This window comes from Bacillus luti (assembly GCF_009739945.1).
Taxonomy (GTDB): domain Bacteria; phylum Bacillota; class Bacilli; order Bacillales; family Bacillaceae_G; genus Bacillus_A; species Bacillus_A luti.
In genome coordinates this window covers 5,112,501-5,137,147 of record NZ_CP040336.1, presented here as the reverse complement: position 1 = coordinate 5,137,147, position 24,647 = coordinate 5,112,501, and the positions used below count along the sequence as shown (strand labels likewise).

Here is a 24,647-nt window from a genome sequence, read left to right as displayed (position 1 = left end):
AATCCTCCTTGCTTAGCTTATTTTTATTGTTCACTAACATGAACTTTTACTGCTGCTGTTACTTGCGGATGCAATTTCACAGTAACATTTGTATAGCCTAATGCACGAATTGCATCATCCATTTCAAATTTACGCTTATCAAGTTTAATCTTGTGTGATTTTTGCATTGCATCTACGATTTGTTTACTTGTAATTGAACCGAATAGACGTCCACCTTCTCCAGATTTAGCCTTTAATTCTACAGTTAATTTCTCTAACGTTTCTTTTAATTGTTTTGCACTTTCAAGCTCTGCTGCTGCATCTTTTTCTTCTTTGCGCTTTTGAGCTTCTAACGTTTTCATACTGCTGTTTGTCGCTTCAGCAGCTAAACCTTGTTTTAGTAAGAAGTTATTTGCATAACCATCCGGTACGTTTTTCACTTCTCCTTTTTTACCTTTACCTTTTACGTCTTTTAGAAAAATTACTTTCATGATTGTGTGCCTCCCTGTAAATAGTCATCAATAACAAATTGAAGCTTCTCCTCAGCTTCATCTACTGTAACATTTTTCATTTGTGTGGCTGCATTCGTCAAATGCCCGCCACCGCCTAAATTTTCCATAACTAGCTGCACGTTCACTTCACCTAAAGACCTGCCGCTAATCCCAATGAAATTCTCTCCACGTTTCGCGATAACAAATGATGCGATAATACCTGTCATTGTTAATAGCGTGTCCGCTGATTGCGCAATAAGCACTTGGTCGTAGTAATCATCACTATCAACTTTTGCAATTGCAATTCCATTTTTATAAATGTACGCATTTTTAATAGCTTTTGCAACTCGTAAATACTGATCCATATCTTCTTTTAACAATTCTTGTACAAGTACAGTGTCTGCACCATGTGAGCGTAAATAAGAAGCAGCATCAAATGTACGAGCACCTGTCCGGAATGTAAAACTTTTCGTATCAACAATAATCCCCGCTAACAATGCTGTTGCTTCTAACATCGTCATCTTTAAATTTTTCGGTTGATACTCAAGTAGTTCTGTAACAAGCTCTGCCGTCGAAGAAGCATATGGTTCCATGTAAACAAGCAATGGATCTTCAATAAAGTCTTCTCCTCGGCGGTGATGGTCAATAACCACTACATTCTCAATTTTATGTAACAGTTTTTCCTCCATCACCATGGAAGGTTTATGCGTATCAACAACAACAAGTAAGGAATCATCATTTGCAAATTCCATCGCTTGTACTGGTGTAATAAAGTGTGACCATAATTCTTCATTTTGTTTCACTTTATCCATCAAACGCTTAATTCCCTTATCCGAATCATTTTCATCTAACACAATATATCCTTTACGCTCATTTAATTGAGCTACCTTTAAAATACCAATTGCAGCGCCAATCGCATCCATATCAGGAGCTCTATGCCCCATTATAATGACATTACTACTTTCTAATACTAAATCCTTTAATGCATGCGAAATAACTCTAGCACGTACACGAGTACGTTTTTCAACCGGATTTGTCTTACCGCCATAAAATTTAACTTTACCTGTTGCTTGTTTAATGGCTACTTGATCTCCACCACGGCCAAGCGCAAGGTCTAAACCAGATTGAGCCATTGCTCCAAGCTCTGATAAAGGTAAATCACCTGATCCGACACCTACACTTAATGTAAGAGGAATATTCCTTTTGGATGTTTCTTCACGCACCTGATCTAAAATGCTAAATTTCCCTTTCTCCATTTGCGCTAAAATGCTTTCATTTAGCACAACGAAGAATCTTTCAGAAGATGCACGTTTTAAATACGCCCCATACTTAAGAGCCCATTCATTTAATCTAGATGTCACAAGACTTGTTATATTCGTACGTAATTGATCATCTAACCCTTGTGTAACCTCATCATAATTATCTAAATAAATGACAGCCAACACAGTACGTTGATCCTCATACATCTTTTCGATCTCTGTTTGTTCCGTTACATCAAAGAAATAAATTAACTTTTCTTCTTTTCTTACAAAAACACGGAACTTTCGATTATTCAAAGAGACTATATCATCAGATGTTTCCCCCTTAATAAAAAGAAGTAACGTTTCTGATACATCGTAAAGGTGCCATCCAGCTAATGCATGTTGCCCTAGACATGAAGATAAATAAGGATTTGCCCAATCAATCCCATAATCCTTATTGTATAACAAAATACCAATAGGCATTTGGTTAAACGCTTCATTACTCACTTTCTTTACCCTTGTGATCATATCTGTCGTATGTTTTTCGAAATTCCTTTGAAAGGTAAGCTCAAAGCGCACAACAACAAAAAGTACGATACAAAAAACAAAAAAGGCAGCTATCCCCATAATCAAATGAAAGTAACAGAGGATCGAAATGAGCACAAACACAAAAAATGCCAATACATAAACAGGATATAAAAACCACTGTTTCTTATAAAATTCAGGCATGTATACAACTCCTATAAAGTAAAACTAACTTATCTTTCAGTTAGTTCAACAGATTAAAATAGTATAAGGAATATTATTTTATTCCCCTATTTTAGAACGCAATGAAATCCCTAAATCAATTATACCTAAGATTGTCACAAGAGGAAACAGCATCGGGATAAACATGCAGACAATAAAACTAATAATAGGAACCCCTTTAGTAAAACCTTTTTTATGCGCTAAAAAGGTGATAAATGTCAAACCTTGCAATACGAGTAGCAGCGCAAATATGACATATAGATTAGAAAATGCCATATGTAAATATGATGTTGGTTCTACTTTTATAAAAGTTGCTAACAAAATAAATATAACGTAATACCAGACAATACTCTTTGGCAATTGTATATCTTTAAATTTAGGCCAAGGTGTAACGTCATACTTTAATTTTCTCAAAACACTACCTGATAATATTAAGGTGATCCAAGAAAAACATACAGAAACTAGCACAAGTATACTCGGAAATAGCGTTTGTAATATATCATTCATTTGTGCAAATAACTCTTTTTGTTCCTTACTAACTGGCAAACCAGCAGCACTTACTATCTTTTCACTTTGCGCCATACTTTCATTAATCATATTTTGCATTTGCTTCATTATATTTATGTCGAAAAACTTTATACTTCCAACATAAATAAGCATCATACCAATTAAGTATGTAAGTGTTCCAGTTATTAATAGCTCTACTGGTTTCTTCCCTTTTTTATACATATATCCTAATGCAATACCTATTAGTCCAAACATCACTGTCTTTACGAGACTAATCGGCTGACTCACAATAACTGTAATAAAAAGTGCCGCTACAAAAATTACGAGTACATTAGATAGTTTATGCCTTATTGTCAATAATATAAACGGTAACGGCAATGCAAATATTGCAACTGTACCTAAAATCGGAACATACATAGATATAAGCAATAAAATTGCATATATCGCCAATAACGCCGCACCTTCAGTAATAAATTTCGTACTTTTCATCATCTAACCTCTCTTTCAAAAAAGAAAAGCATAGCAAAATGCACAGTAGAGTCCGACTCTACTGTGCATTTCATACGCTATTATTCACCAACATATGGTAAAAGTGCCATTTGACGAGCACGTTTAATTGCAACTGTAAGTTTGCGTTGGTATTTTGCGCTTGTTCCTGTTACACGACGAGGTAAAATTTTACCACGCTCAGAAACGAAACGTTTTAATAAATCAACATCTTTATAATCGATGCGAGTGATGCCGTTAGCTGTGAAGAAACACACCTTACGACGTTTCGCACGTCCACCTTTGCGTCCTGCCATGTCTATTTCCCTCCATTCTTTGTTAAAACTAACAAATTTACTGTATTAGAACGGTAAATCGTCGTCGGAAATGTCGATCGGTTGACCTACATTTGAAAATGGATCGTCATTCTTCGTAAATCCAGAGTTACCAGTGTTACCTGAGTTACCCGGATTACTAGATTGACCAAATGGGTTAGAGCTTTGGTTACCGAAACCAGCTCCTGATGGTTGCTGATTGAATGAACCGCGTTGCTCCCCACCGCCATTACGCGGCTCTAAAAATTGTACGCTCTCCGCAAGAACTTCTGTTACATATACACGTTTACCATCTTGTCCATCGTAATTACGAGTTTGAAGACGTCCATCTACGCCTGCTAAGCTACCTTTTTTCAAATAATTTGCTACGTTTTCTGCTTGTTTACGCCATATTACACAATTAATAAAGTCAGCTTCACGCTCACCTTGTTGATTCGCAAATGCGCGATTCACAGCTAACGTAAAAGTAGCTACTGCAACACCATTGGGCGTGTAACGTAAGTCAGGGTCCTTAGTTAAACGACCAACGAGGATAACACGATTCATCAATCGAACCACTCTCCCTTATATATCAATTATTTTTCTTCTTCTTTAACAACGATATGACGAAGGATGTCTTCGTTGATCTTAGCTAAACGGTCGAATTCGTTAATTGCTTCTGAATTAGAGTTCACGTTTAAGATCATGTAGAAACCTTCACGTAAGTCGTTGATTTCGTAAGCTAAACGACGCTTACCCCACTCTTTCGTGTTAATGATTTCTGCACCATTGTTTGTTAAAACACCTGCAAAACGTTCAACTAAAGCCTTTTGAGCTTCTTCTTCAACGCCAGGACGAATGATGTACATAATTTCGTACTTTCTCATTACACTTTCACCTCCTTTTGGTCTAAACGGCCCGTAATGGGCAAGGAGCAATTAATTTATAGTAATTACTCACGAGTTTAGATTATATCATAGTAAGTTATATGAATCAACTCACCAATACATAAAAAACTTGGCAAACACATAATATATTTGCCAAGCTCATATCTTTATTTTTCCTAGGAAATATTAAATTAAACGTTGAAACGGAAGTGCATAACATCTCCGTCTTTTACGATATACTCTTTTCCTTCTAGACGTACTTTACCAGCTTCTTTTGCAGCTGTCATAGAACCATTTGTCATTAGATCATCATAAGAAACAGTTTCTGCACGAATAAATCCACGCTCAAAGTCTGTATGAATTACACCAGCACATTGTGGTGCTTTCATACCTTGTTTAAACGTCCACGCACGTACTTCTTGTACACCAGCTGTGAAATAAGTAGCAAGACCTAATAAATCGTATGCAGCACGAATTAATTGATCTAAACCAGATTCTTCAATGCCTAATTCTTCAAGAAATACTTTTTTCTCTTCCTCATCTAACTCAGCAATTTCTGATTCGATTTTCGCACATACAACGATTACTTGAGAATTTTCATTTGCAGCAAATTCTTTTACCATTTGTACATACTTATTTTCAGAAGGGTCAATAATATCATCTTCACTTACGTTTGCTACGTATAACATTTCTTTCGTTGTCAGTAAATGAAGACCTTTAACAATCTTCATTTGCTCTTCTGTAAATTCAACAGTACGAGCTGGTTTACCCTCTTCAAACGCTTCTTTTAAACGCACTAAAATTTCATGCTCATATACTGCTTCTTTATCTTTTTGTCTTGCTAACTTTGCAACACGCTCGATACGTTTATCAACAGATTCTAAATCTGCTAAGATTAGCTCTAAGTTGATTGTTTCAATATCATCGATTGGATCTACTTTTCCTGAAACGTGCGTAATATTCTCATCTTCAAAACAACGAACAACTTGACAAATTGCATCTACTTGACGAATGTGAGATAAAAATTTATTTCCTAAACCTTCACCTTTACTAGCGCCTTTTACGATACCTGCAATATCAGTAAACTCAAATACAGTCGGAACAGTCTTTTTCGGTTCTACTAATTCCGTTAATTTATTTAAACGCTCATCTGGTACCTCTACAATCCCTACGTTTGGATCAATTGTACAGAATGGATAGTTCGCAGATTCTGCTCCTGCTTGTGTAATTGCATTAAATAAAGTTGACTTCCCTACGTTAGGTAATCCAACAATCCCAGCCGTTAATCCCATATTTTTCACTCCTATGTCTCAATCTTTCATCATTATAGATAGTAACGAAAAAAATGACAAGTTTCCTCAAAACGAAAAAAGTAACAGCCGCCTACTGCAACTGTTACTCTCCCTCTATTCTTCATGCTTCACAAGTATTTTTTTCACCTTACGATCAAACTCTCTTCGAGGAATCATTACCGAATGGTCACATCCCTCGCACTTAACGCGGATATCCATTCCCATACGAATAATCTTCCAACGATTCTCACCACAAGGATGGGCTTTCTTCATTTCCACAACATCATACAAGTTATATTGCTTTTGCTCCACTCTCCAAATCCCCTCTCCATACTAGATTGCTTTTCCGCTAACCAATTCTTCACGATTATATAAAACCATACGTGGATATGGAATTTCAATTCCATGTAAATCAAGACGATTTTTAATCTCTTTACGAAGAGCCCTTGCAATAACCGCATGTTGCATTGGCTCTACTTCAGCAATGACGCGTAATATAACTTCTGATGCGGCTAATGTTTGTACACCTAACAATTGAGGCGTTGTTACCATCTTCTCGTACTTTGCAGGTAATTCTACTAATAAATCTTCAATAACTTGCTCTGCTTTTGCAATGTCGGCCTCATAAGAAATAGATACATCAACAAATGCCACACTGTTACTTACTGAGAAGTTAGTAACTTGAATGATACTTCCGTTTGGTAAAGTATGAATTTCACCTGTCCAACTCTTTATTTTTGTTGTACGAAGTCCAATTTCTAAAACGACTCCTTCAAATTGACCGATTCTAACATAGTCTCCAACTGAGAACTGGTCTTCTAACAAGATAAATAATCCTGTAATGACATCCTTCACTAAACTTTGAGCACCAAATCCGACTGCTAAACCAATTACCCCAGCCCCCGCTAATAAACCTGATGCATTAATATCAAACACGCCTAAAATCGCAATTAACATAATGAACATAACAACGTATGCCACAATATTTTCAAGTAACTTCGCTACTGTAACTGTACGACGTTCTGAAATTTGAATTGGCGAACGACTTCCCATACGAAATGCATTTCGTACAATCGCTCTTGCAATTCGCACAACAATCGCACCAAGTATTAAAATAACGATTATTTTTAGTGATTTCACACCTATATTCGTCCAATCAATGGACTCAAACCATTTCAACGCTAAATCCATGTACCTCTACCTCTCCAGCTAAAATTTCTTTTTAGTTATCCTTCTTATTGTATCAGAACTCTCTCTGGTTTCTGAAAAAAATTTATGACTTTAATTCCATTTGTTAACTTCCATTCAGGTATAAAATGGAACGAATATATATACTAGTACTATTATTTCTGTTTTTATTTGGATTTTACAAAAGTATGCACTTATAGTATTCCACTTCACTCGCTATATAACATATTTTGAAAATTTATTAAAAGGATGGATGCTTCATGAATATTGGAAGTTTTCGCTTACCTTTTTTTGAAAAGGAAACTCAAAATGTTATGCATCAAGACTTAGAGGCCCCCGAGACTATCAGTAACTTCTTACTTTCCCACATCCCTATTAAAACGAATATACCACTTACTCTCGTTTGTATCGGAACAGATCGTTCCACTGGCGATGCACTAGGTCCTTTAGTTGGCTCCAAGCTAGAACAAGTAGAAATCAAAAACTTCCAAGTGTTCGGCACGCTAGATGAACCTATACATGCGTTAAATTTAGAAGAAAGAATTCAGAATATACAGAAAAATAATCCTACTTCATTTATCATTGCTGTTGACGCGTGTTTAGGAAAATCCCAAAGCATCGGTTCAATCACTACCGGAAAGGGACCTAGTAAGCCTGGGGCTGCTATGAATAAGAACTTACCTGCAGTTGGCGATTTGCATATACACGGCATCGTAAATTTAAATGGTTTCATGGAATTTTTCGTACTTCAAAATACAAGGTTAAGTTTAGTTATGAAAATGGCTGATGTCATCGCGCAAAGCATAAAGGAAACGGATCAAAAATTATCTGTATTAAAAAAAGCAAACCATCTATAAATAATAAGATGGTTTGCTCTTTAATTTTCCTGTGATAACAATTCTAAAATACGATTTAAATCTTCTTTATTAAAAAATTCAATTTCAATCTTACCTTTTTCTTTTTTCGTTTCTTTAATTTTCACGTCTGTGCCAAACTTTTCTCTTAAGAACGTTTCGCGCTCTACAAAAAATATATTTCTCTCTTTTTTCACTGGTTTTGTTTCACGTGAAACGCTTTGATTAATCTCCTGAACAATTTTCTCTAATTGACGGACATTCAATCCTTCTTTTTCTATTCGTTTCAATAAAGATTTCAATTGCTCTTCATCTTTTATTGTAAGTAGAGTTCTCCCATGAGCCATTGAAAGTTGACCATTTGCAATCATATCTTGCACGAATGAAGGGAGGCTTAGTAACCGAGTATAATTTGCGATATAAGGCCTACTTTTACCAAGACGTTTTGCTAATTGTTCTTGCGTTACATTTAGCTCATTCATTAACATCTGATATGCCATTGCTTCTTCCATAGGATTTAAATCTTCTCGTTGCAAGTTTTCTAGCAATGCAAACTCCATCATTTGCTGCTCATTTAATTGCCTTACAACTGCAGGTACTTTTTCGAGCCCAGCCTCTTTGGCAGCACGATACCTTCTTTCACCTGCAACAATTTCATATCCTTTAATACTCTTTCTAGCAATTAACGGTTGTAATATGCCGTGTTCTTTAATAGAAGTCGCTAATTCCTGAATCGCTTCTTTATTAAAGTGTTTACGTGGTTGATATGGATTCGGCCTTAATTCAGTTACTATAATCTCCTGAATTGTTTCTTCTTCTTTCACATCTAAATCAGGAAAAAACACATTAATTCCTCTTCCTAATCCTTTAGCCACCTGCAATCACTTCCTCTGCTAAATCTATATACACTTCTGCTCCTCTTGATTTAGCGTCATACTGCATAATTGGTTTCCCATGACTTGGCGCCTCACTTAAGCGCACATTACGAGGAATAATCGAACGGTATACTTTATCTCTAAAGTATTTTTTCACTTCATCTATCACTTGAATCCCTAAATTTGTACGGGCATCCAACATTGTTAGCAATACACCTTGAATTGCTAGATTTTTATTTAAGTGCTTTTGCACAAGTCGAACTGTATTTAATAGCTGACTTAATCCTTCTAGTGCGTAATATTCGCACTGAACAGGAATAATAACAGAATCTGCTGCTGTTAATGCGTTAATCGTTAATAACCCTAAGGACGGTGGACAGTCGATAATAATATAATCATATTCATCACGAACTGGCTGTAATGCCCTTTGCAAACGTACTTCCCGGGAAATAGTCGGTACCAATTCAATTTCAGCACCTGCTAATTGAATTGTAGCGGGTAGAACATCTAAGTTTTCAGTTGCGGTTTTCCGTATAACTCCTTGAACATCTGCATCTTCCACAAGAACGTTGTAAATACATTGATCTAATTCGGATTTTTCAATTCCCACACCAGTCGTTGCATTTCCTTGCGCATCAATATCTACAAGAAGGACCTTTTTACCTGCTTGTGCCAATCCAGCCCCTAAATTAACAGATGTTGTTGTTTTCCCAACACCACCTTTTTGATTGGCAATAGCAATGATTTTTCCCATGATGTCACCTACTTTCAACCTTTCTATCTTATTCTAGTAATAATTACGTTTATTGTAACATGAAATAAAAGTTTTTCTTTTACGTCCTTATTAAACTTCAAAATTTATTTCTAAACTCCTTCTTCATTTAACAAGAAAATATAGCAAAAGAGACCTCTCCGATAGGATAAGGTCTCTAACACACCACTATTATTTCTTTTTTGGAATTTTAATTGTAATTTGATAGTATTCATCAAATTCTTCTTCCTCAGAATTGACATTTAAACCACTGTCAGCAACCATTTGTAATGACTGCCTAATTGTATTCATGGCAATTCTCGTATCTCGACTTACTGCTTTTTGCTTTGCCTTACGCTTCGGTTTTGCTTCCTCTAACAATTTCGCAATTCGTTCTTCTGTTTGCTTTACATTCAGTTGTTTCTCCACAATTTCCTGTAAAACCTTCAGTTGTAATTCCTCATTTTTTAAAGGAATAAGGGCGCGGGCATGACGTTCTGTAATACTCTTTTCTAATAATGCACTTTTTATTTTTTCAGGCAACTTTAACAATCGCAACTTATTTGCGATTGTAGATTGTCCTTTTCCAAGTCGTTGTGCCAATGCTTCTTGTGTTAAATTATGTAACTCAATTAGCTTTTGATATGCCACAGCTTCCTCGATCGCTGTTAGTTCCTCACGTTGCAAGTTTTCAATTAGAGCTACAGAAGCCGTCTCTGTATCATTTAGGTTTTTAATAATAGCAGGGACCTTTTCCCAACCTAATTTTGTTGCCGCACGGAAACGTCTTTCTCCAGCAATAATCTCGTACTTATCATCCTCATATTGCCTCACAACAATCGGTTGAATAAGTCCATGTGTGCGAATTGTTAACGCTAACTCATCAATACGCGCATCGTCAAAAACTGTTCGTGGTTGATAACGGTTAGGAGTAATATTCACTATCGGAATTTCTTGTATTTCTTCATATACCTTTTTATCTATTTCTTCATGGCTTTCGTCTTGTAATTCGAATTCGCTCTCTTTATCTCCAAAGCCAAATAAACGAGAAAACGTATTTTTCATACATATTCCACCACCTTTTAGGCCTATTGACTGTTCTCCATAAAATGTTTCCTATGAAACATTTACGTTTTCATTTATATAATTTAATCTTACGTCTAATAAGATTTATTTTTCAATAGGTAATTTATTGGGTGTTCCCGGTTTGCGTGGATATTTCTTTGGTGTCTTGCGCTTTTTCTCGATTAATAAAATATTACGTTCACTTTCTTCAAACGGTAATTGGAACGTAGACATTTCTTTTAAATCCCCGCCTAGCACCTCTAAAGCATACTTGCCATTTTCGATTTCTTCATTCGCCGCTGCACCTTTCATTGCAATGAATGTTCCTCCAACTTTTACAAGTGGTAAACATAGCTCACTTAATACAGAAAGACGTGCAACTGCCCGTGCCATTACAATATCGTACGATTCACGTACACCTTCTTTTTTCCCAAATGTTTCAGCACGATCGTGACAAAATGCAACATCACTTAATTCTAATTTTTGTGCTAAGTGATTTAAGAAATTAATACGTTTTTGCAATGAATCTACAATTGTTACTTTTAAGTGCGGGAAACAGATTTTCAAAGGGATACTTGGGAATCCAGCTCCTGCGCCAACATCACAAATTGAGAATGGTTTTGAAAAATCATAATAAAAAGCAGCTGTAATAGAATCAAAAAAGTGCTTTAAATATACTTCTTCTTTCTCTGTAATAGCCGTTAAGTTCATTTTTTCATTCCACTCTACTAATGTTTCAAAGTAGATTTCGAACTGCTCTAACTGTCTAGAAGAGAGGGTAATACCCTTCTCTTCTAGCATAGATTGAAATTGTTCTATGTTCATCTAACAATATCTCCTTACTATTTATTGGTTCGATACTCGCGCAATTTTTCCTTGTTCAATATACACAAGTAAAATGGAAATATCCGCTGGATTTACGCCAGAAATACGTGAAGCCTGCCCCATTGAAAGTGGACGAACATCTTTCAATTTCTGTCTAGCTTCTGAAGCAAGGCTAGAAATCGCATCATAATCAATATCCTCAGGGATTTTTTTATTTTCCATTTTCTTCATACGCTCTACTTGCTGTAAAGATTTTTCGATATATCCTTCGTACTTAATCTGAATTTCAACTTGTTCTGTAACTTCATCACTTAATTCTACTTCACTTGGTACTAAAAGGTGAATATGCTCATATGTCATCTCTGGACGACGTAATAAGTCACTTGCACGTATTCCATCTTTCAATTCACTTCCACCAGTATTGCGAATTAATTCTTGAACTTCAGGACGTGGTTTAATAATAATGCTGCTTAAACGTTCCTTTTCCTGTTCAATCTGTAATTTTTTATTTGTAAATCGCTCATAACGCTCGTCTTTAATTAATCCAATTTCACGACCAACTTCAGTTAAACGAAGATCCGCATTATCGTGGCGTAATAATAGACGATATTCTGCACGAGACGTTAATAAACGATATGGTTCATTTGTACCTTTCGTTACAAGGTCATCAATTAAGACACCAATATAAGCATCCTCGCGACCTAAAACAACTTCTTTTTTACCTAAAGAACGACATGCTGCATTAATTCCAGCCATAATTCCTTGTCCTGCCGCCTCTTCGTAACCAGAAGTTCCGTTAATTTGTCCTGCTGTATATAAATTTTTAATTTTTTTCGTTTCAAGTGTTGGCCATAGTTGTGTTGGCACGATTGCATCATATTCAATTGCATAACCTGTTCGCATCATTTCAACGTTTTCTAGACCAGGAATTGTTCTAAGCATATCACGCTGTACATCTTCTGGTAAGCTTGTGGATAAACCTTGTACATATACTTCTTGTGTATTACGTCCTTCTGGCTCTAAGAAAATTTGATGACGCGGCTTATCATTAAATCTTACTACTTTGTCTTCAATTGAAGGACAATATCTAGGACCTGTTCCTTTAATCATACCAGAATACATAGCTGAACGATGTAGGTTTTCATCTATTAAACGATGTGTCTCCGTACTTGTATACGTCAACCAACATGGAATTTGATCCATAATAAATTTTGTCGTTTCAAAAGAGAAAGCTCGTGGTTTATCATCACCTGGCTGAATTTCTGTTTTACTGTAGTCAATCGTATTACTGTTTACACGTGGAGGTGTACCTGTTTTAAATCTAACAAGATCAAATCCAAGCTCCTCTAAATGTTCTGATAAAGTAATAGATGGTTGTTGATTATTCGGACCGCTCGAATATTTTAAATCTCCCATAATAATCTCACCACGTAAAAACGTTCCAGTCGTAATTACAACGGTTTTCGCCGTATATTCAGCACCAGCTTGCGTAATTACCCCTTTACATTCACCATCTTCAACAATTAAACGTTCTACCATTCCTTGGAACAACGTTAAATTCGGTGTCTCTTCAATCGTTTTCTTTAATTCATGCTGGTAAGAGAACTTATCTGCTTGTGCTCGAAGTGCACGCACAGCTGGCCCTTTACCTGTATTTAACATACGCATTTGAATATGCGTTTTATCAATATTGCGTCCCATTTCTCCGCCTAATGCATCAATTTCACGAACAACAATCCCTTTTGCTGGTCCACCAACAGAAGGGTTACATGGCATAAAAGCTACCATATCTAAATTAATTGTTAACATTAATGTTTTGGAGCCCATTCGTGCTGCCGCAAGACCAGCTTCACATCCTGCATGACCTGCACCGATTACTATGACATCGTATGAACCGGCATTGTATCCCATTGTTTATTCCTCCTAATAATCTCTATCTTTCTAACACATCACTATATTATTTTCCTAAACAAAATTGAGAGAACAACTGGTCAATTAAGCTTTCATGAACGGTATCACCAGTAATTTCACCAAGTATTTCCCACGTTCTTGTTAAATCAATTTGCACCATATCAATTGGAACACCATTTTCTATTGCCTCAATTGCATCTCCAATTGTTTTTCCTGCTTGTGTTAATAATCCAATATGTCTCGCGTTAGAAACGTATGTCATATCCGCAGAATCAATTGTTCCTTCAAAGAATAACTCAGCTATTGCCCTTTCAAGCTCATCTATTCCTTGTTCCTCAATTAACGATGTTGTAATAACACGATTTCCCGCTGACAACTCTGTAACACGTTCCATATCAATGGCTTGCGGTAAATCTGTCTTATTTACGATAACAATGAAATCTTTTCCTTGTACGGCACGGAATAGATCTTCATCCTCATTCGTTAAAGCTTCACTATAATTAACGACAACTAACACCAAATCAGCTTGGCTCATCATTTCTTTTGAACGCTCTACGCCAATTCTTTCAACAACATCTTCTGTTTCACGAATTCCAGCTGTATCTATAAGTTTAAGTGGTACACCACGCACATTAACGTACTCTTCAATAACATCACGAGTTGTTCCTGCAATATCAGTTACAATTGCCTTCTTCTCCTGAACGAGACTGTTTAATAGCGATGATTTCCCAACGTTAGGTCTACCGATGATTGCAGTAGCAATACCTTCACGTAAAATCTTTCCCTGCTTCGATGTTTCTAATATTTTTGCAATTTCAGTACGAACATACGTCGCTTTCTCAATTAAAATATTATGTGTCATTTCTTCCACATCATCATATTCTGGGTAATCTATATTTACCTCAACATGAGCTAATGTTTCTAATATTTCTTGACGCAAACGGCCGATTAATTTAGATAATCGTCCTTCCATTTGATTAATTGCTACATTCATCGCACGATCCGTTTTTGCACGGATTAAGTCCATAACAGCTTCTGCTTGTGATAAATCAATACGACCATTTAAAAAAGCTCGTTTTGTAAATTCACCAGGCTCTGCTAGTCGCACTCCTTGCGCTAAAATAAGTTGCAATACTTTGTTTACCGAAACAAGTCCACCGTGACAGTTAATTTCCACTATATTTTCACGTGTAAAAGTTCTTGGCGCACGCATGATAGACACCATAACTTCTTCAATAACCTGATTTGTATCTAAATCAACAATATGACCATAATGAATTGTGTGAGAAGGAACCTCTGTTAAATCCTTCCCTTTAAAAATACGATTCACTTTCTCAACCGCATCATCCCCACTTACTCGAACAATGGCAATTGCACCCTCTCCAAGAGCTGTGGAAATCGCGGCAATTGTATCAAATTCCATGTCCTTTCACCTCATTTGCTTATTTATCTCTATCTCAACATGATTATTTTCTTCACTAAATTATTAGGATACCATAACGAACCTATCTACAAAAGAATAATAACTCATTTTATTATGTCCTCATGTAAAAAACACTAAACTTATTCACAGTGGATAAGTTTAGTGTTTTTTAGTTATCCACAGCAGTTTTTTCCTCAAAAAAACCGGCACTCATTTGAGTAACCGGTCATTTGGAAGATATTACAACATGCCGATGTGGTTCATTTCCTTCAGAAGTTGTATTAATACCTTGATGATTCGATAATGCTTGATGAATAATTTTTCGTTCAAAAGATGGCATCGGCTCTAAAACAACCCTTTTTTTCGTATTAGACACTTGTTTTGCTAATCGATAAGAAAGCGATTCTAACGTACTTTTTCTTTTACTACGATAATTTTCAGCATCCAGTGTAATACCGATATACTGCTTCGTATGACGATTTGCGACAAGTTTTGTTAAATACTGTAAAGAATTCAACGTATTACCTCTTTTTCCAATCAAAACACCTATATTATCACCGGAAATTGTAAATTCAACTTCGCGTCCTTTTACAATTTTACTAATCTCAACTTCCACACCCATATTGCGAATAACATTTTTCAAATATTCTTCACATTCTTGAATTGGATCTTTCTTCAATACAACTTCTACTACTGCAGGACGATTCCCAAATAAACCTAAGAATCCTTTTTTACCCTCATCGATAATTTTTATATCTACTCGGTCTTTTGAAACATTTAATTGCCTTAAAGCATCTTGTACTGCCAGCTCGACTGTTTGTCCTTTAGCAGTAATTATACTCACTTGCTTGATCCTTCTGCCTTACTAGCCTTAATTTCTGGTCCTTTGATCAAGTACATTTGAGCGATACCAAAGATATTACCAACAACCCAGTAAAGTGATAATGCAGCCGGGAAGTTAATTGCGAAGACTAAAATCATGATTGGCATAAGCCAGATCATCATTGCCATTTGCGGGTTTTGACCAGCTGTTCCTGCCATAGCAAGCTTTTGCTGAATAAATGTCGTAATTGCCGCAACAATCGGTAAGATATAATACGGATCTGCCTGTCCTAAGTCAAACCATAAGAATGTATGCTTACTAATTTCTGATGTTCTCATAATCGCATGATAAAACGCGAATAAAATAGGCATCTGAACAAATATTGGTAAACATCCTGCTAATGGATTTACACCATTTTTTTGATATAACTGCATCATTTCTTGTTGTAATTTTTGCTGTGTTGCTTGATCTTTAGAGCTATATTTCTCTTTTAGCTTCACCATTTCTGGTTGTAACGCTTGCATTGCCTTCGTACTCTTCGTTTGTTTAATCATTAATGGTAATAATGCAAAACGAATAATAAGAGTTGTAACCACGATTGCTAAACCGTAATTATTACCAAATAAGTCTGCAAAATACGTGATTAACTGAGAAAGCGGATATACGAAATATTCATTCCAAATTCCAGTACTTTTCGGTGTAATCGGCTGATTCGTTTCACTACAGCCAGTAGCAATTGCCATTAATGCGATAACCATGGCTAGTAAACCTATTTTCTTTTTCAAAGCCTGCTCCTCCTTGTTTCGGTATGTATATAGTGTAATTCATTTCCTTACGCTACTTTTTTATTCTTTTCATACCAGAGCGTTTAAAGACATGAATTAAGCTTTTCTTTACTTCTTCATATGTCATCTCTGCACAAGGCTTCCTTGCTATTATAACAAAATCTTTTCCAGAATCTATCTCATCTTTTAATTCTATAATCGCTTGACGAATCATACGCTTAATACGATTACGAACTACTGCATTTCCTATTTTCTTACTAACAGAAAGGCCGATGCGAAAGTATGGTTGTTCTTCTTTATTTAATTGGTATACAACAAACTGACGATTGGCATTCGATTTTCCTTTTTGAAAAACCGTCTGAAATTCGTCATTCTTTTTTATACGATTTTTTTTCTTCATATCAATTGACACTCCTGTATTTCATCAGCGGAAATTCATTATTATTAGAAAAAAAGACCACTGAACGATCAGTGGTCTACGCAGATAATACTTTTCTTCCTTTACGACGACGAGCTGCTAGCACTTTACGTCCGTTCGCTGTGCTCATACGGCTGCGGAAACCATGTACTTTGCTGCGCTTACGTTTATTTGGTTGGTAAGTTCTTTTCATTATATGACACCTCCCTGAGGAATATCTGTTAAAGACAGTCTAATAAATTATAGTAAATCAAATAGGAAAATGTCAATGCTTCTCGAAATTTTCATCAAATATTCATTTTGAACCTATTCACATACTTTTTCACAGCCTCTATATTTCCTTGTGGATAAATGTTTTTTCTTGTTTTTTATATCCACAAACTCTTTTAGTACTTTTACACAGTATATCGTGTTGTGGACAAGTTTATTCCACAAGGTATTGATTTTGTGGATAACTTTCTTAATTTCATTGCTATAGCTACTTTTTTTTGATATTATAGTTGTGTTTTCACTTTGAATAAGTTTTCCACATCTTTATCTTATCCACAATTTGTGTATAACATGTGGACAGTTTTAATCACATGTGGGTAAATGATTATCCACATTCACTTTTTTTGTCGAAAACCCTATCTCATATACAAACGACGTTTTTTGGTTTTAAAATACGTTTCGTATAAATATACATTTTATATTTATTAGGTTGTACATTTGTTGCGCAACCTTATTCTTTTACCATCTTAGTAAAGGAGGGACACCTTTGGAAAACATCTCTGATTTATGGAATAGTGCCTTAAAAGAACTAGAAAAAAAGGTCAGTAAACCTAGTTATGAAACATGGTTAAAATCAACAACCGCACATAATTTAAAGAAGGACGTATTAACCATTACAGCTCCAAATGAATTTGCTCGTGATTGGTTAGAATCTCATTATTCAGAGCTAATTTCGGAAACACTTTATGATTTAACAGGGGCAAAATTAGCTATTCGCTTTATCATTCCCCAAAGTCAGGCTGAAGAGGAAATTGATTTTCCTCCTTCAAAACCAAATGCAGCACAAGATGATTCTAATCATTTACCACAGAGTATGCTAAACCCAAAATATACGTTTGATACATTTGTTATTGGCTCTGGTAACCGCTTTGCTCACGCTGCTTCATTAGCTGTGGCCGAAGCACCAGCTAAAGCATACAATCCCCTCTTTATTTATGGAGGAGTTGGACTTGGAAAGACGCATTTAATGCATGCGATTGGTCATTATGTAATTGAACACAACCCAAATGCGAAGGTTGTATATTTATCATCAGAAAAATTCACAAACGAATTCATTAACTCTATTCGTGATAATAAAGCGGTCGATTTTCGTAATAAATACCGCAATGTAGATGTTTTATTGATAGATGATATTCAATTTCTAGCTGGAAAAGAACAAACTCAAGAAGAGTTTTTCCATACATTTAATGCATTACACGAAGAAAGTAAACAAATTGTAATTTCAAGTGATCGGCCACCAAAAGAAATTCCAACTTTAGAAGATCGTCTTCGTTCTCGCTTTGAATGGGGACTTATTACAGATATTACGCCACCAGATTTAGAAACACGAATTGCAATTTTACGTAAAAAAGCAAAGGCTGAAGGGCTCGACATACCAAATGAGGTTATGCTTTATATCGCAAATCAAATTGATTCAAACATTCGTGAACTGGAAGGTGCACTAATCCGAGTTGTAGCTTATTCATCTTTAATTAACAAAGATATTAATGCTGATTTAGCAGCTGAAGCACTTAAAGATATTATTCCGAATTCTAAGCCAAAAATTATCTCTATTTATGATATTCAAAAAGCGGTCGGGGACGTTTATCAAGTAAAATTAGAAGATTTCAAGGCAAAAAAACGAACAAAATCCGTTGCCTTTCCTCGCCAAATTGCAATGTATTTATCACGCGAACTTACGGACTCCTCTTTACCTAAAATAGGTGAAGAATTCGGTGGACGTGATCATACAACAGTTATCCATGCCCATGAAAAAATTTCTAAGCTGCTCAAAACGGATACGCAATTACAAAAGCAAGTTGAAGAAATTAACGATATTTTAAAGTAGTAGCTGAATAGTGTGAATAACTTACCTTGTTTTACGCACAGTCTATCCACATGTAGATAGGCTGTTTTTACATCCTTTAACGGGGTTATCCACATATCCACAAGCCCTATTACTATTACTACTATATTTTATCTTTATTAATTAAATAAAATCTTATACTTACCGGAGGTTTTTCGTTATGCGTTTTACAATACAAAAAGACTATCTTGTAAGAAGTGTACAAGATGTAATGAAGGCAGTTTCTTCTCGTACAACAATTCCGATCCTTACAGGAATTAAAGTTGTCGCTACTGAAGAAGGAGTTACATTAACAGGAAGCGATGCTGATATTTCCATTGAATCTTTTATCCCTGTTGAAGAAAATGGGAAAGAAATTGTAGAAGTTGCACAATCAGGAAGTATTGTTTTACAAGCAAAATATTTTAGTGAGATTGTAAAAAAATTACCGAAAGAAACTGTTGAAATTTCTGTGGAAAATCATTTTATGACAAAAATAACATCTGGAAAATCAGAGTTTAATTTAAATGGTTTAGATTCTGCTGAATATCCATTATTGCCACAGATTGAAGAACATCATGTTTTTAAGATCCCAACAGATTTACTTAAACATATGATCAGACAAACTGTATTTGCAGTTTCCACTTCTGAAACAAGACCGATCTTGACAGGTGTAAACTGGAAGGTATATAACAGCGAGTTAACTTGCATTGCTACAGATAGTCACAGGTTGGCTCTTCGAAAAGCAAAAATCGAAGGCATTGCAGATGAATTCCAAGCGAGTGTTGTTATCCCAGGTAAAAGCTTAAATGAATTAAGCAAAATTCTAGATGAGTCTGAAGAAATGGTAGATATCGTTATTACGGAGTATCAAGTATTATTCCGTACAAAACATTTATTATTCTTCTCAAGATTATTAGAAGGGAATTACCCTGATACAACTCGTTTAATTCCAGCAGAGAGTAAAACAGATATCTTTGTAAATACAAAAGAATTCTTACAAGCAATTGATCGTGCCTCTCTATTAGCAAGAGATGGTCGTAATAATGTTGTAAAATTATCAGCTTTGGAACAGGAAATGCTAGAAATTTCTTCGAATTCACCAGAAATCGGAAAAGTAGTAGAAGAAGTTCAATGTGAAAAAGTAGATGGGGAAGAATTAAAAATATCTTTTAGTGCAAAATATATGATGGATGCACTGAAGGCATTAGATAGCACCGAGATTAAGATTAGTTTTACTGGAGCAATGAGACCATTCTTAATTCGTACAGTAAATGATGAGTCCATTATTCAATTAATTTTACCGGTTCGTACTTACTAAGTAAGAAATAAGGGTTGCTAGTTTAAAGATACTAGTAGCCCTTATTTGATTTTTGGGTATTACTTTCCTAATGCTAGTTTATTTAGTACAATGAAAGAATGAACACTTTCAGAAAGTGAGCGATTTTATGAAACGTATTAAAATTTCAACAGAGTATATTACACTAGGACAATTTTTAAAGTTAGCCGATATAATTGATACAGGTGGCGCTGTAAAATGGTTTTTACAAGAATATGAAGTGTACGTGAATCAAGAACTTGAAAATAGAAGAGGTCGCAAACTATATGCGAACGATATTATTGAAATTCCAGGAAGCGGAAGTTTCCAAGTTCAGTCATAAAGGGGGAGCCCTTTGTTTATTTCAGAAATACAATTAAAAAACTATCGCAATTATGAAAAGTTAGAGCTTTCCTTTGAAGATAAGGTAAATGTAATTATCGGCGAAAATGCACAAGGGAAAACAAATTTGATGGAAGCTATTTATGTTTTAGCGATGGCAAAATCTCATAGAACCTCTAATGATCGTGAGCTTGTCCGCTGGGATGAAGAATTCGGTCAAATTAAAGGGAAATTACAAAAGAGAAATAGTTCTTTGTCTTTGGAATTAAATATTTCGAAAAAAGGTAAAAAGGCAAAATTAAATCAACTTGAACAACAGAAATTAAGTCAATATATTGGCGTGATGAATGTTGTCATGTTTGCCCCAGAAGATTTAAATCTTGTAAAAGGAAGCCCTCAAGTAAGAAGACGCTTTTTAGATATGGAATTAGGTCAAATAGCTCCGGTCTATTTGTATGAATTAAGTCAATATCAAAAAGTGCTCACGCAACGAAATCACTTGCTGAAGAAGATGCAAGGGAATAGTAAGAATGAGGAAACGATGTTGGATGTATTTACACTTCAACTTATTGAGCATGGTACAAAAATATTGCGAAAACGGTTTGAATTTTTGCATTTACTACAAGAATGGGCAGCTCCAATTCATCGCGGTATAAGCCGTGGATTAGAAGAATTAGAAATTGTCTATAAACCAAGTGTAGATGTATCAGAATCAATGGATTTGTCGAAAATAAAAGAAGTATACTATGAAAGTTTTCAATCTGTGAAACAACGTGAAATTTTCCGTGGTACGACTTTAATTGGTCCTCATCGTGATGATTTACAATTCTTCGTTAATAGTAAAAATGTTCAAGTCTTTGGTTCGCAAGGACAACAACGAACAACCGCACTGTCCCTAAAATTAGCTGAAATTGAATTGATTTACTCAGAAGTTAAGGAATATCCGATTCTTTTATTGGATGATGTATTATCAGAGTTAGATGATTATCGTCAATCACATCTGTTAAATACAATTCAAGGAAAAGTGCAAACATTTGTGACAACGACGAGTGTCGACGGAATTGAACACGAAACGTTAAAAGAAGCGAAAACAATTCATGTAACGAACGGCACGGTAGATTGTGAAATAGATAGGGCATAATTCCCTGTTTAAATGGAAAAGTAGGTGATCTTTGTGTCAATGGACCAAAAACAAATGCAAGAGAACGCATATGATGAAAGCCAGATACAGGTACTTGAGGGACTAGAGGCAGTTCGGAAACGTCCGGGTATGTATATTGGATCTACAAGTGGAAAAGGACTTCACCACCTTGTATGGGAAATTGTCGATAATAGTATCGATGAAGCATTAGCAGGATATTGCGATGAAATTAATGTTAGCATCGAAGAAGATAATAGTATTCTTGTAACGGATAATGGACGCGGTATTCCAGTTGGTATACAAGAAAAAATGGGACGTCCCGCAGTAGAGGTTATTATGACAGTCCTCCACGCTGGTGGTAAATTTGGCGGTGGCGGTTATAAAGTTTCTGGTGGTTTGCATGGTGTTGGTGCATCTGTTGTAAATGCTTTATCAACAGAACTAGAAGTATTTGTACATCGTGATGGCAAAATTCATTACCAAAAGTACGAAAGAGGTATTCCAGTTGCGGATTTAAAAGTCATTGGTGATACAGATAAAACGGGAACAATAACTCGCTTTAAGCCGGATCCAGAGATTTTTAAAGAGACGACAGAATATGAATTTGATACGTTAGCGACTCGTATGCGTGAACTAGCATTTTTAAATCGTAATATCAAATTAACTATAGAAGATAAGCGTGAACATAAGCAAAAGAAAGAGTTTCACTATGAAGGTGGAATTAAATCATATGTTGAACATTTAAATCGTTCAAAACAACCAATTCATGAAGAACCTGTATATGTAGAAGGTTCAAAAGATGGTATTCAGGTTGAAGTTGCGCTTCAATATAACGAAGGTTATACAAATCATATTTACTCATTTACAAATAATATTCATACGTATGAAGGTGGTACACATGAGGTAGGATTTAAAACTGCCCTAACACGTGTGATCAACGATTATGGTCGTAAAAATAACATTTTAAAAGATGCGGATAGTAATTTAACTGGTGAAGATGTTCGTGAAGGTTTAACAGCAATTGTGTCAATTAAACATCCGAATCCACAATTCGAAGGACAAACGAAGACGAAGCTAGGGAATAGTGAAGCGAGAACGATTACAGAGTCAGTATTCTCAGAGGCGTTTGAAAAGTTTTTACTGGAAAACCCCAATGTTGCACGTAAAGTTGTAGATAAAGGGACGATGGCAGCACGTGCGCGTGTAGCAGCTAAAAAGGCTCGTGAGTTAACTCGCCGAAAGAGTGCATTAGAAGTTTCAAGTTTACCAGGGAAATTGGCAGACTGTTCTTCTAAAGACCCAGCAATTAGTGAAATTTACATCGTAGAGGGTGACTCTGCCGGTGGATCAGCGAAACAAGGGCGTGATCGTCACTTCCAAGCAATTTTACCACTTAAAGGTAAAATTATTAACGTTGAAAAAGCGCGATTAGATAAAATCTTATCTAATGATGAAGTGCGTACAATCATTACTGCTATTGGTACGAACATTGGTGGAGATTTCGATATTGAAAAGGCACGTTATCATAAGGTTATCATTATGACCGATGCCGACGTGGATGGTGCACATATTCGTACCCTATTATTAACGTTCTTCTATCGTTATATGCGTCAAATAATTGAGTGTGGTTATATCTATATTGCACAGCCGCCATTGTTTAAAGTACAACAAGGTAAAAAAATTCAATATGCTTACAATGATAAAGAACTTGAAAAAATACTAGCTGAATTGCCGGCACAACCTAAGCCTGGGATTCAGCGTTATAAAGGTCTAGGAGAAATGAATCCAACTCAGCTATGGGAGACGACAATGGATCCAGAGGTACGTTCGTTACTTCAAGTTTCTCTTCAAGATGCGATTGAAGCGGATGAAACATTTGAAATTTTAATGGGAGATAAAGTAGAGCCGCGTCGTAACTTTATCCAAGAAAATGCAAAATACGTGAAAAACCTTGATATTTAAGTGAGTAATGACAGGAATTTAAGTATTCCTGTCTTCTACATATAAATCAATGTATGTGTAACGGAAATGTAAGAGGAGGTGCTCGTTGATGTCAGACAATCAACAACAAGCACGAATTCGAGAAATTAATATTAGTCATGAAATGCGTACCTCATTTTTAGATTACGCAATGAGTGTTATCGTATCTCGTGCATTGCCGGATGTTCGTGATGGGTTAAAGCCAGTGCATCGTAGGGTTTTATATGCGATGAATGATTTAGGAATTACAGCTGATAAAGCATATAAGAAGTCAGCGCGTATTGTCGGCGAAGTAATTGGTAAGTATCACCCGCATGGTGATTCAGCGGTTTATGAAACAATGGTACGTATGGCGCAAGATTTTAGTCAACGGTATATGCTTGTTGATGGGCATGGTAACTTTGGTTCTGTTGATGGAGATTCAGCGGCAGCAATGCGTTATACAGAAGCAAGAATGTCTAAGATTTCTATGGAATTGATACGCGATATTTCAAAAAATACGATTGATTATCAAGATAACTATGATGGCTCTGAAAGGGAACCAGTTGTATTACCAGCACGTTTTCCTAACTTATTAGTAAATGGTACGACGGGTATTGCGGTTGGTATGGCAACAAACATTCCACCACATCAACTTGGAGAAGTAATTGACGGTGTGTTGGCATTAAGTCATAACCCTGATATCACTATCGCGGAATTAATGGAATATATTCCTGGTCCAGACTTCCCAACATCAGGTTTAATCTTAGGGCGAAGTGGAATTCGAAGAGCTTACGAAACAGGTCGCGGTTCTATTATACTTCGTGCTAAAGTTGAAATTGAAGAGAGAGCAAATGGTAAACAATCTATTATCGTAACAGAACTACCTTATCAAGTTAATAAGGCGCGATTAATTGAAAAGATTGCAGA

General features: G+C 35.8%; 26 protein-coding genes (1 of these 26 only partly in view). 7 read left to right on the top strand and 19 right to left on the bottom strand.

Translation table 11 applies throughout. The features are described from left to right. Positions 1–23: 23 nt before the first annotated feature. The 9 genes from rplI to EUC40_RS25970 all read right to left on the bottom strand — a co-directional run bounded on the left by rplI (position 24) and on the right by EUC40_RS25970 (position 7,135). Positions 24–470 (bottom strand): 50S ribosomal protein L9, encoded by a 447-nt coding sequence (gene rplI / locus EUC40_RS26010; protein ID WP_071711684.1) that lies wholly within the window; start codon positions 468–470, stop codon positions 24–26. Then, positions 467–2,440: a DHH family phosphoesterase gene (locus EUC40_RS26005; protein WP_001113893.1), complete on the bottom strand. Its 1,974-nt coding sequence runs from the start codon at positions 2,438–2,440 to the stop codon at positions 467–469. Before EUC40_RS26005 ends, rplI begins: the two co-directional genes overlap by 4 nt. A gap of 78 nt (positions 2,441–2,518) precedes the next feature. Further along, a complete protein-coding gene (locus EUC40_RS26000) occupies positions 2,519–3,454 on the bottom strand; it encodes a YybS family protein (protein WP_071711685.1) in 936 nt (311 codons plus the stop codon). 80 nt (positions 3,455–3,534) lie between these two features. Then, positions 3,535–3,768, bottom strand: a complete 234-nt coding sequence (gene rpsR, locus EUC40_RS25995) for a 30S ribosomal protein S18 (RefSeq protein ID WP_000918873.1) — start codon at positions 3,766–3,768, stop codon at positions 3,535–3,537. A gap of 45 nt (positions 3,769–3,813) precedes the next feature. Then, positions 3,814–4,335 carry a single-stranded DNA-binding protein gene (ssb, locus tag EUC40_RS25990; protein ID WP_002113227.1) on the bottom strand — a complete coding sequence of 174 codons (522 nt, stop codon included), beginning with the start codon at positions 4,333–4,335 and terminating at the stop codon, positions 3,814–3,816. A gap of 26 nt (positions 4,336–4,361) precedes the next feature. After that, positions 4,362–4,652: a 30S ribosomal protein S6 gene (gene rpsF / locus EUC40_RS25985; protein ID WP_001233782.1), complete on the bottom strand. Its 291-nt coding sequence runs from the start codon at positions 4,650–4,652 to the stop codon at positions 4,362–4,364. A gap of 191 nt (positions 4,653–4,843) precedes the next feature. Continuing rightward, entirely contained in the window at positions 4,844–5,944 is a 1,101-nt protein-coding gene (ychF, locus tag EUC40_RS25980) for a redox-regulated ATPase YchF (protein ID WP_000524657.1), read from the bottom strand. Positions 5,945–6,058: 114 nt separating this feature from the next. Further along, complete coding sequence (locus EUC40_RS25975; RefSeq protein WP_000436054.1) at positions 6,059–6,256, bottom strand: DUF951 domain-containing protein; 198 nt, start codon at positions 6,254–6,256, stop codon at positions 6,059–6,061. A 21-nt stretch (positions 6,257–6,277) separates the two neighbouring features. Then, positions 6,278–7,135, bottom strand: coding sequence for a mechanosensitive ion channel family protein (locus tag EUC40_RS25970; RefSeq protein ID WP_156576875.1), 858 nt, complete (start codon positions 7,133–7,135; stop codon positions 6,278–6,280). Positions 7,136–7,392: 257 nt separating this feature from the next. On the opposite strand from EUC40_RS25970, the gene yyaC reads away from it, so the two are divergent. Further along, the gene (gene yyaC / locus EUC40_RS25965) at positions 7,393–7,989 is read left to right on the top strand and encodes a spore protease YyaC (protein ID WP_001020706.1); all 597 of its coding nucleotides are present in this window, start codon (positions 7,393–7,395) and stop codon (positions 7,987–7,989) included. Positions 7,990–8,009: 20 nt separating this feature from the next. Here yyaC and spo0J read toward each other — a convergent pair whose 3' ends face one another. The 10 genes from spo0J to rpmH form a co-directional block, all read right to left on the bottom strand. Beyond that, positions 8,010–8,861 carry a stage 0 sporulation protein Spo0J gene (gene spo0J, locus EUC40_RS25960; RefSeq protein ID WP_001051824.1) on the bottom strand — a complete coding sequence of 284 codons (852 nt, stop codon included), beginning with the start codon at positions 8,859–8,861 and terminating at the stop codon, positions 8,010–8,012. Continuing rightward, positions 8,854–9,615 (bottom strand): sporulation initiation inhibitor protein Soj, encoded by a 762-nt coding sequence (soj, locus tag EUC40_RS25955; protein WP_000516111.1) that lies wholly within the window; start codon positions 9,613–9,615, stop codon positions 8,854–8,856. The genes spo0J and soj overlap by 8 nt, the downstream gene beginning before the upstream one ends. A 189-nt stretch (positions 9,616–9,804) precedes the next feature. Continuing rightward, positions 9,805–10,677 carry a nucleoid occlusion protein gene (gene noc, locus EUC40_RS25950; protein ID WP_000799022.1) on the bottom strand — a complete coding sequence of 291 codons (873 nt, stop codon included), beginning with the start codon at positions 10,675–10,677 and terminating at the stop codon, positions 9,805–9,807. A 105-nt stretch (positions 10,678–10,782) separates the two neighbouring features. Further along, positions 10,783–11,502 (bottom strand): 16S rRNA (guanine(527)-N(7))-methyltransferase RsmG, encoded by a 720-nt coding sequence (gene rsmG / locus EUC40_RS25945; RefSeq protein ID WP_001019622.1) that lies wholly within the window; start codon positions 11,500–11,502, stop codon positions 10,783–10,785. A 21-nt stretch (positions 11,503–11,523) separates the two neighbouring features. Continuing rightward, positions 11,524–13,413 (bottom strand): tRNA uridine-5-carboxymethylaminomethyl(34) synthesis enzyme MnmG, encoded by a 1,890-nt coding sequence (gene mnmG / locus EUC40_RS25940; protein WP_071711680.1) that lies wholly within the window; start codon positions 13,411–13,413, stop codon positions 11,524–11,526. Positions 13,414–13,459: 46 nt separating this feature from the next. Continuing rightward, the gene (gene mnmE / locus EUC40_RS25935) at positions 13,460–14,836 is read right to left on the bottom strand and encodes a tRNA uridine-5-carboxymethylaminomethyl(34) synthesis GTPase MnmE (RefSeq protein ID WP_156576874.1); all 1,377 of its coding nucleotides are present in this window, start codon (positions 14,834–14,836) and stop codon (positions 13,460–13,462) included. 226 nt (positions 14,837–15,062) lie between these two features. Then, positions 15,063–15,680, bottom strand: a complete 618-nt coding sequence (gene jag, locus EUC40_RS25930) for an RNA-binding cell elongation regulator Jag/EloR (protein ID WP_098663466.1) — start codon at positions 15,678–15,680, stop codon at positions 15,063–15,065. Beyond that, complete coding sequence (gene spoIIIJ, locus EUC40_RS25925; RefSeq protein WP_000726757.1) at positions 15,677–16,444, bottom strand: YidC family membrane integrase SpoIIIJ; 768 nt, start codon at positions 16,442–16,444, stop codon at positions 15,677–15,679. Before spoIIIJ ends, jag begins: the two co-directional genes overlap by 4 nt. A 52-nt stretch (positions 16,445–16,496) precedes the next feature. Beyond that, positions 16,497–16,844: a ribonuclease P protein component gene (gene rnpA, locus EUC40_RS25920; RefSeq protein WP_000728894.1), complete on the bottom strand. Its 348-nt coding sequence runs from the start codon at positions 16,842–16,844 to the stop codon at positions 16,497–16,499. A 76-nt stretch (positions 16,845–16,920) separates the two neighbouring features. Continuing rightward, positions 16,921–17,055 (bottom strand): 50S ribosomal protein L34, encoded by a 135-nt coding sequence (gene rpmH / locus EUC40_RS25915; protein ID WP_000831901.1) that lies wholly within the window; start codon positions 17,053–17,055, stop codon positions 16,921–16,923. Positions 17,056–17,619: 564 nt separating this feature from the next. Here rpmH and dnaA point away from each other — a divergent pair. The 6 genes from dnaA to gyrA form a co-directional block, all read left to right on the top strand. Beyond that, positions 17,620–18,960, top strand: coding sequence for a chromosomal replication initiator protein DnaA (gene dnaA, locus EUC40_RS25910; RefSeq protein ID WP_000428019.1), 1,341 nt, complete (start codon positions 17,620–17,622; stop codon positions 18,958–18,960). Positions 18,961–19,138: 178 nt separating this feature from the next. Next, positions 19,139–20,278 (top strand): DNA polymerase III subunit beta, encoded by a 1,140-nt coding sequence (dnaN, locus tag EUC40_RS25905; RefSeq protein ID WP_156576873.1) that lies wholly within the window; start codon positions 19,139–19,141, stop codon positions 20,276–20,278. A gap of 127 nt (positions 20,279–20,405) precedes the next feature. Beyond that, positions 20,406–20,618: a S4 domain-containing protein YaaA gene (gene yaaA, locus EUC40_RS25900; RefSeq protein WP_000821362.1), complete on the top strand. Its 213-nt coding sequence runs from the start codon at positions 20,406–20,408 to the stop codon at positions 20,616–20,618. A 12-nt stretch (positions 20,619–20,630) separates the two neighbouring features. Beyond that, a complete protein-coding gene (gene recF, locus EUC40_RS25895) occupies positions 20,631–21,758 on the top strand; it encodes a DNA replication/repair protein RecF (protein WP_000470756.1) in 1,128 nt (375 codons plus the stop codon). A gap of 39 nt (positions 21,759–21,797) precedes the next feature. Beyond that, positions 21,798–23,720 (top strand): DNA topoisomerase (ATP-hydrolyzing) subunit B, encoded by a 1,923-nt coding sequence (gene gyrB, locus EUC40_RS25890; protein ID WP_000372377.1) that lies wholly within the window; start codon positions 21,798–21,800, stop codon positions 23,718–23,720. 88 nt (positions 23,721–23,808) lie between these two features. Further along, on the top strand, positions 23,809–24,647 hold the 5' end (the start) of the coding sequence (gene gyrA / locus EUC40_RS25885) for a DNA gyrase subunit A (protein ID WP_001282869.1). The gene runs 1,633 nt beyond the window's last position; 839 of the gene's 2,472 nt are visible here — the first part of the coding sequence; it begins with the start codon at positions 23,809–23,811; the stop codon falls past the right edge of the window.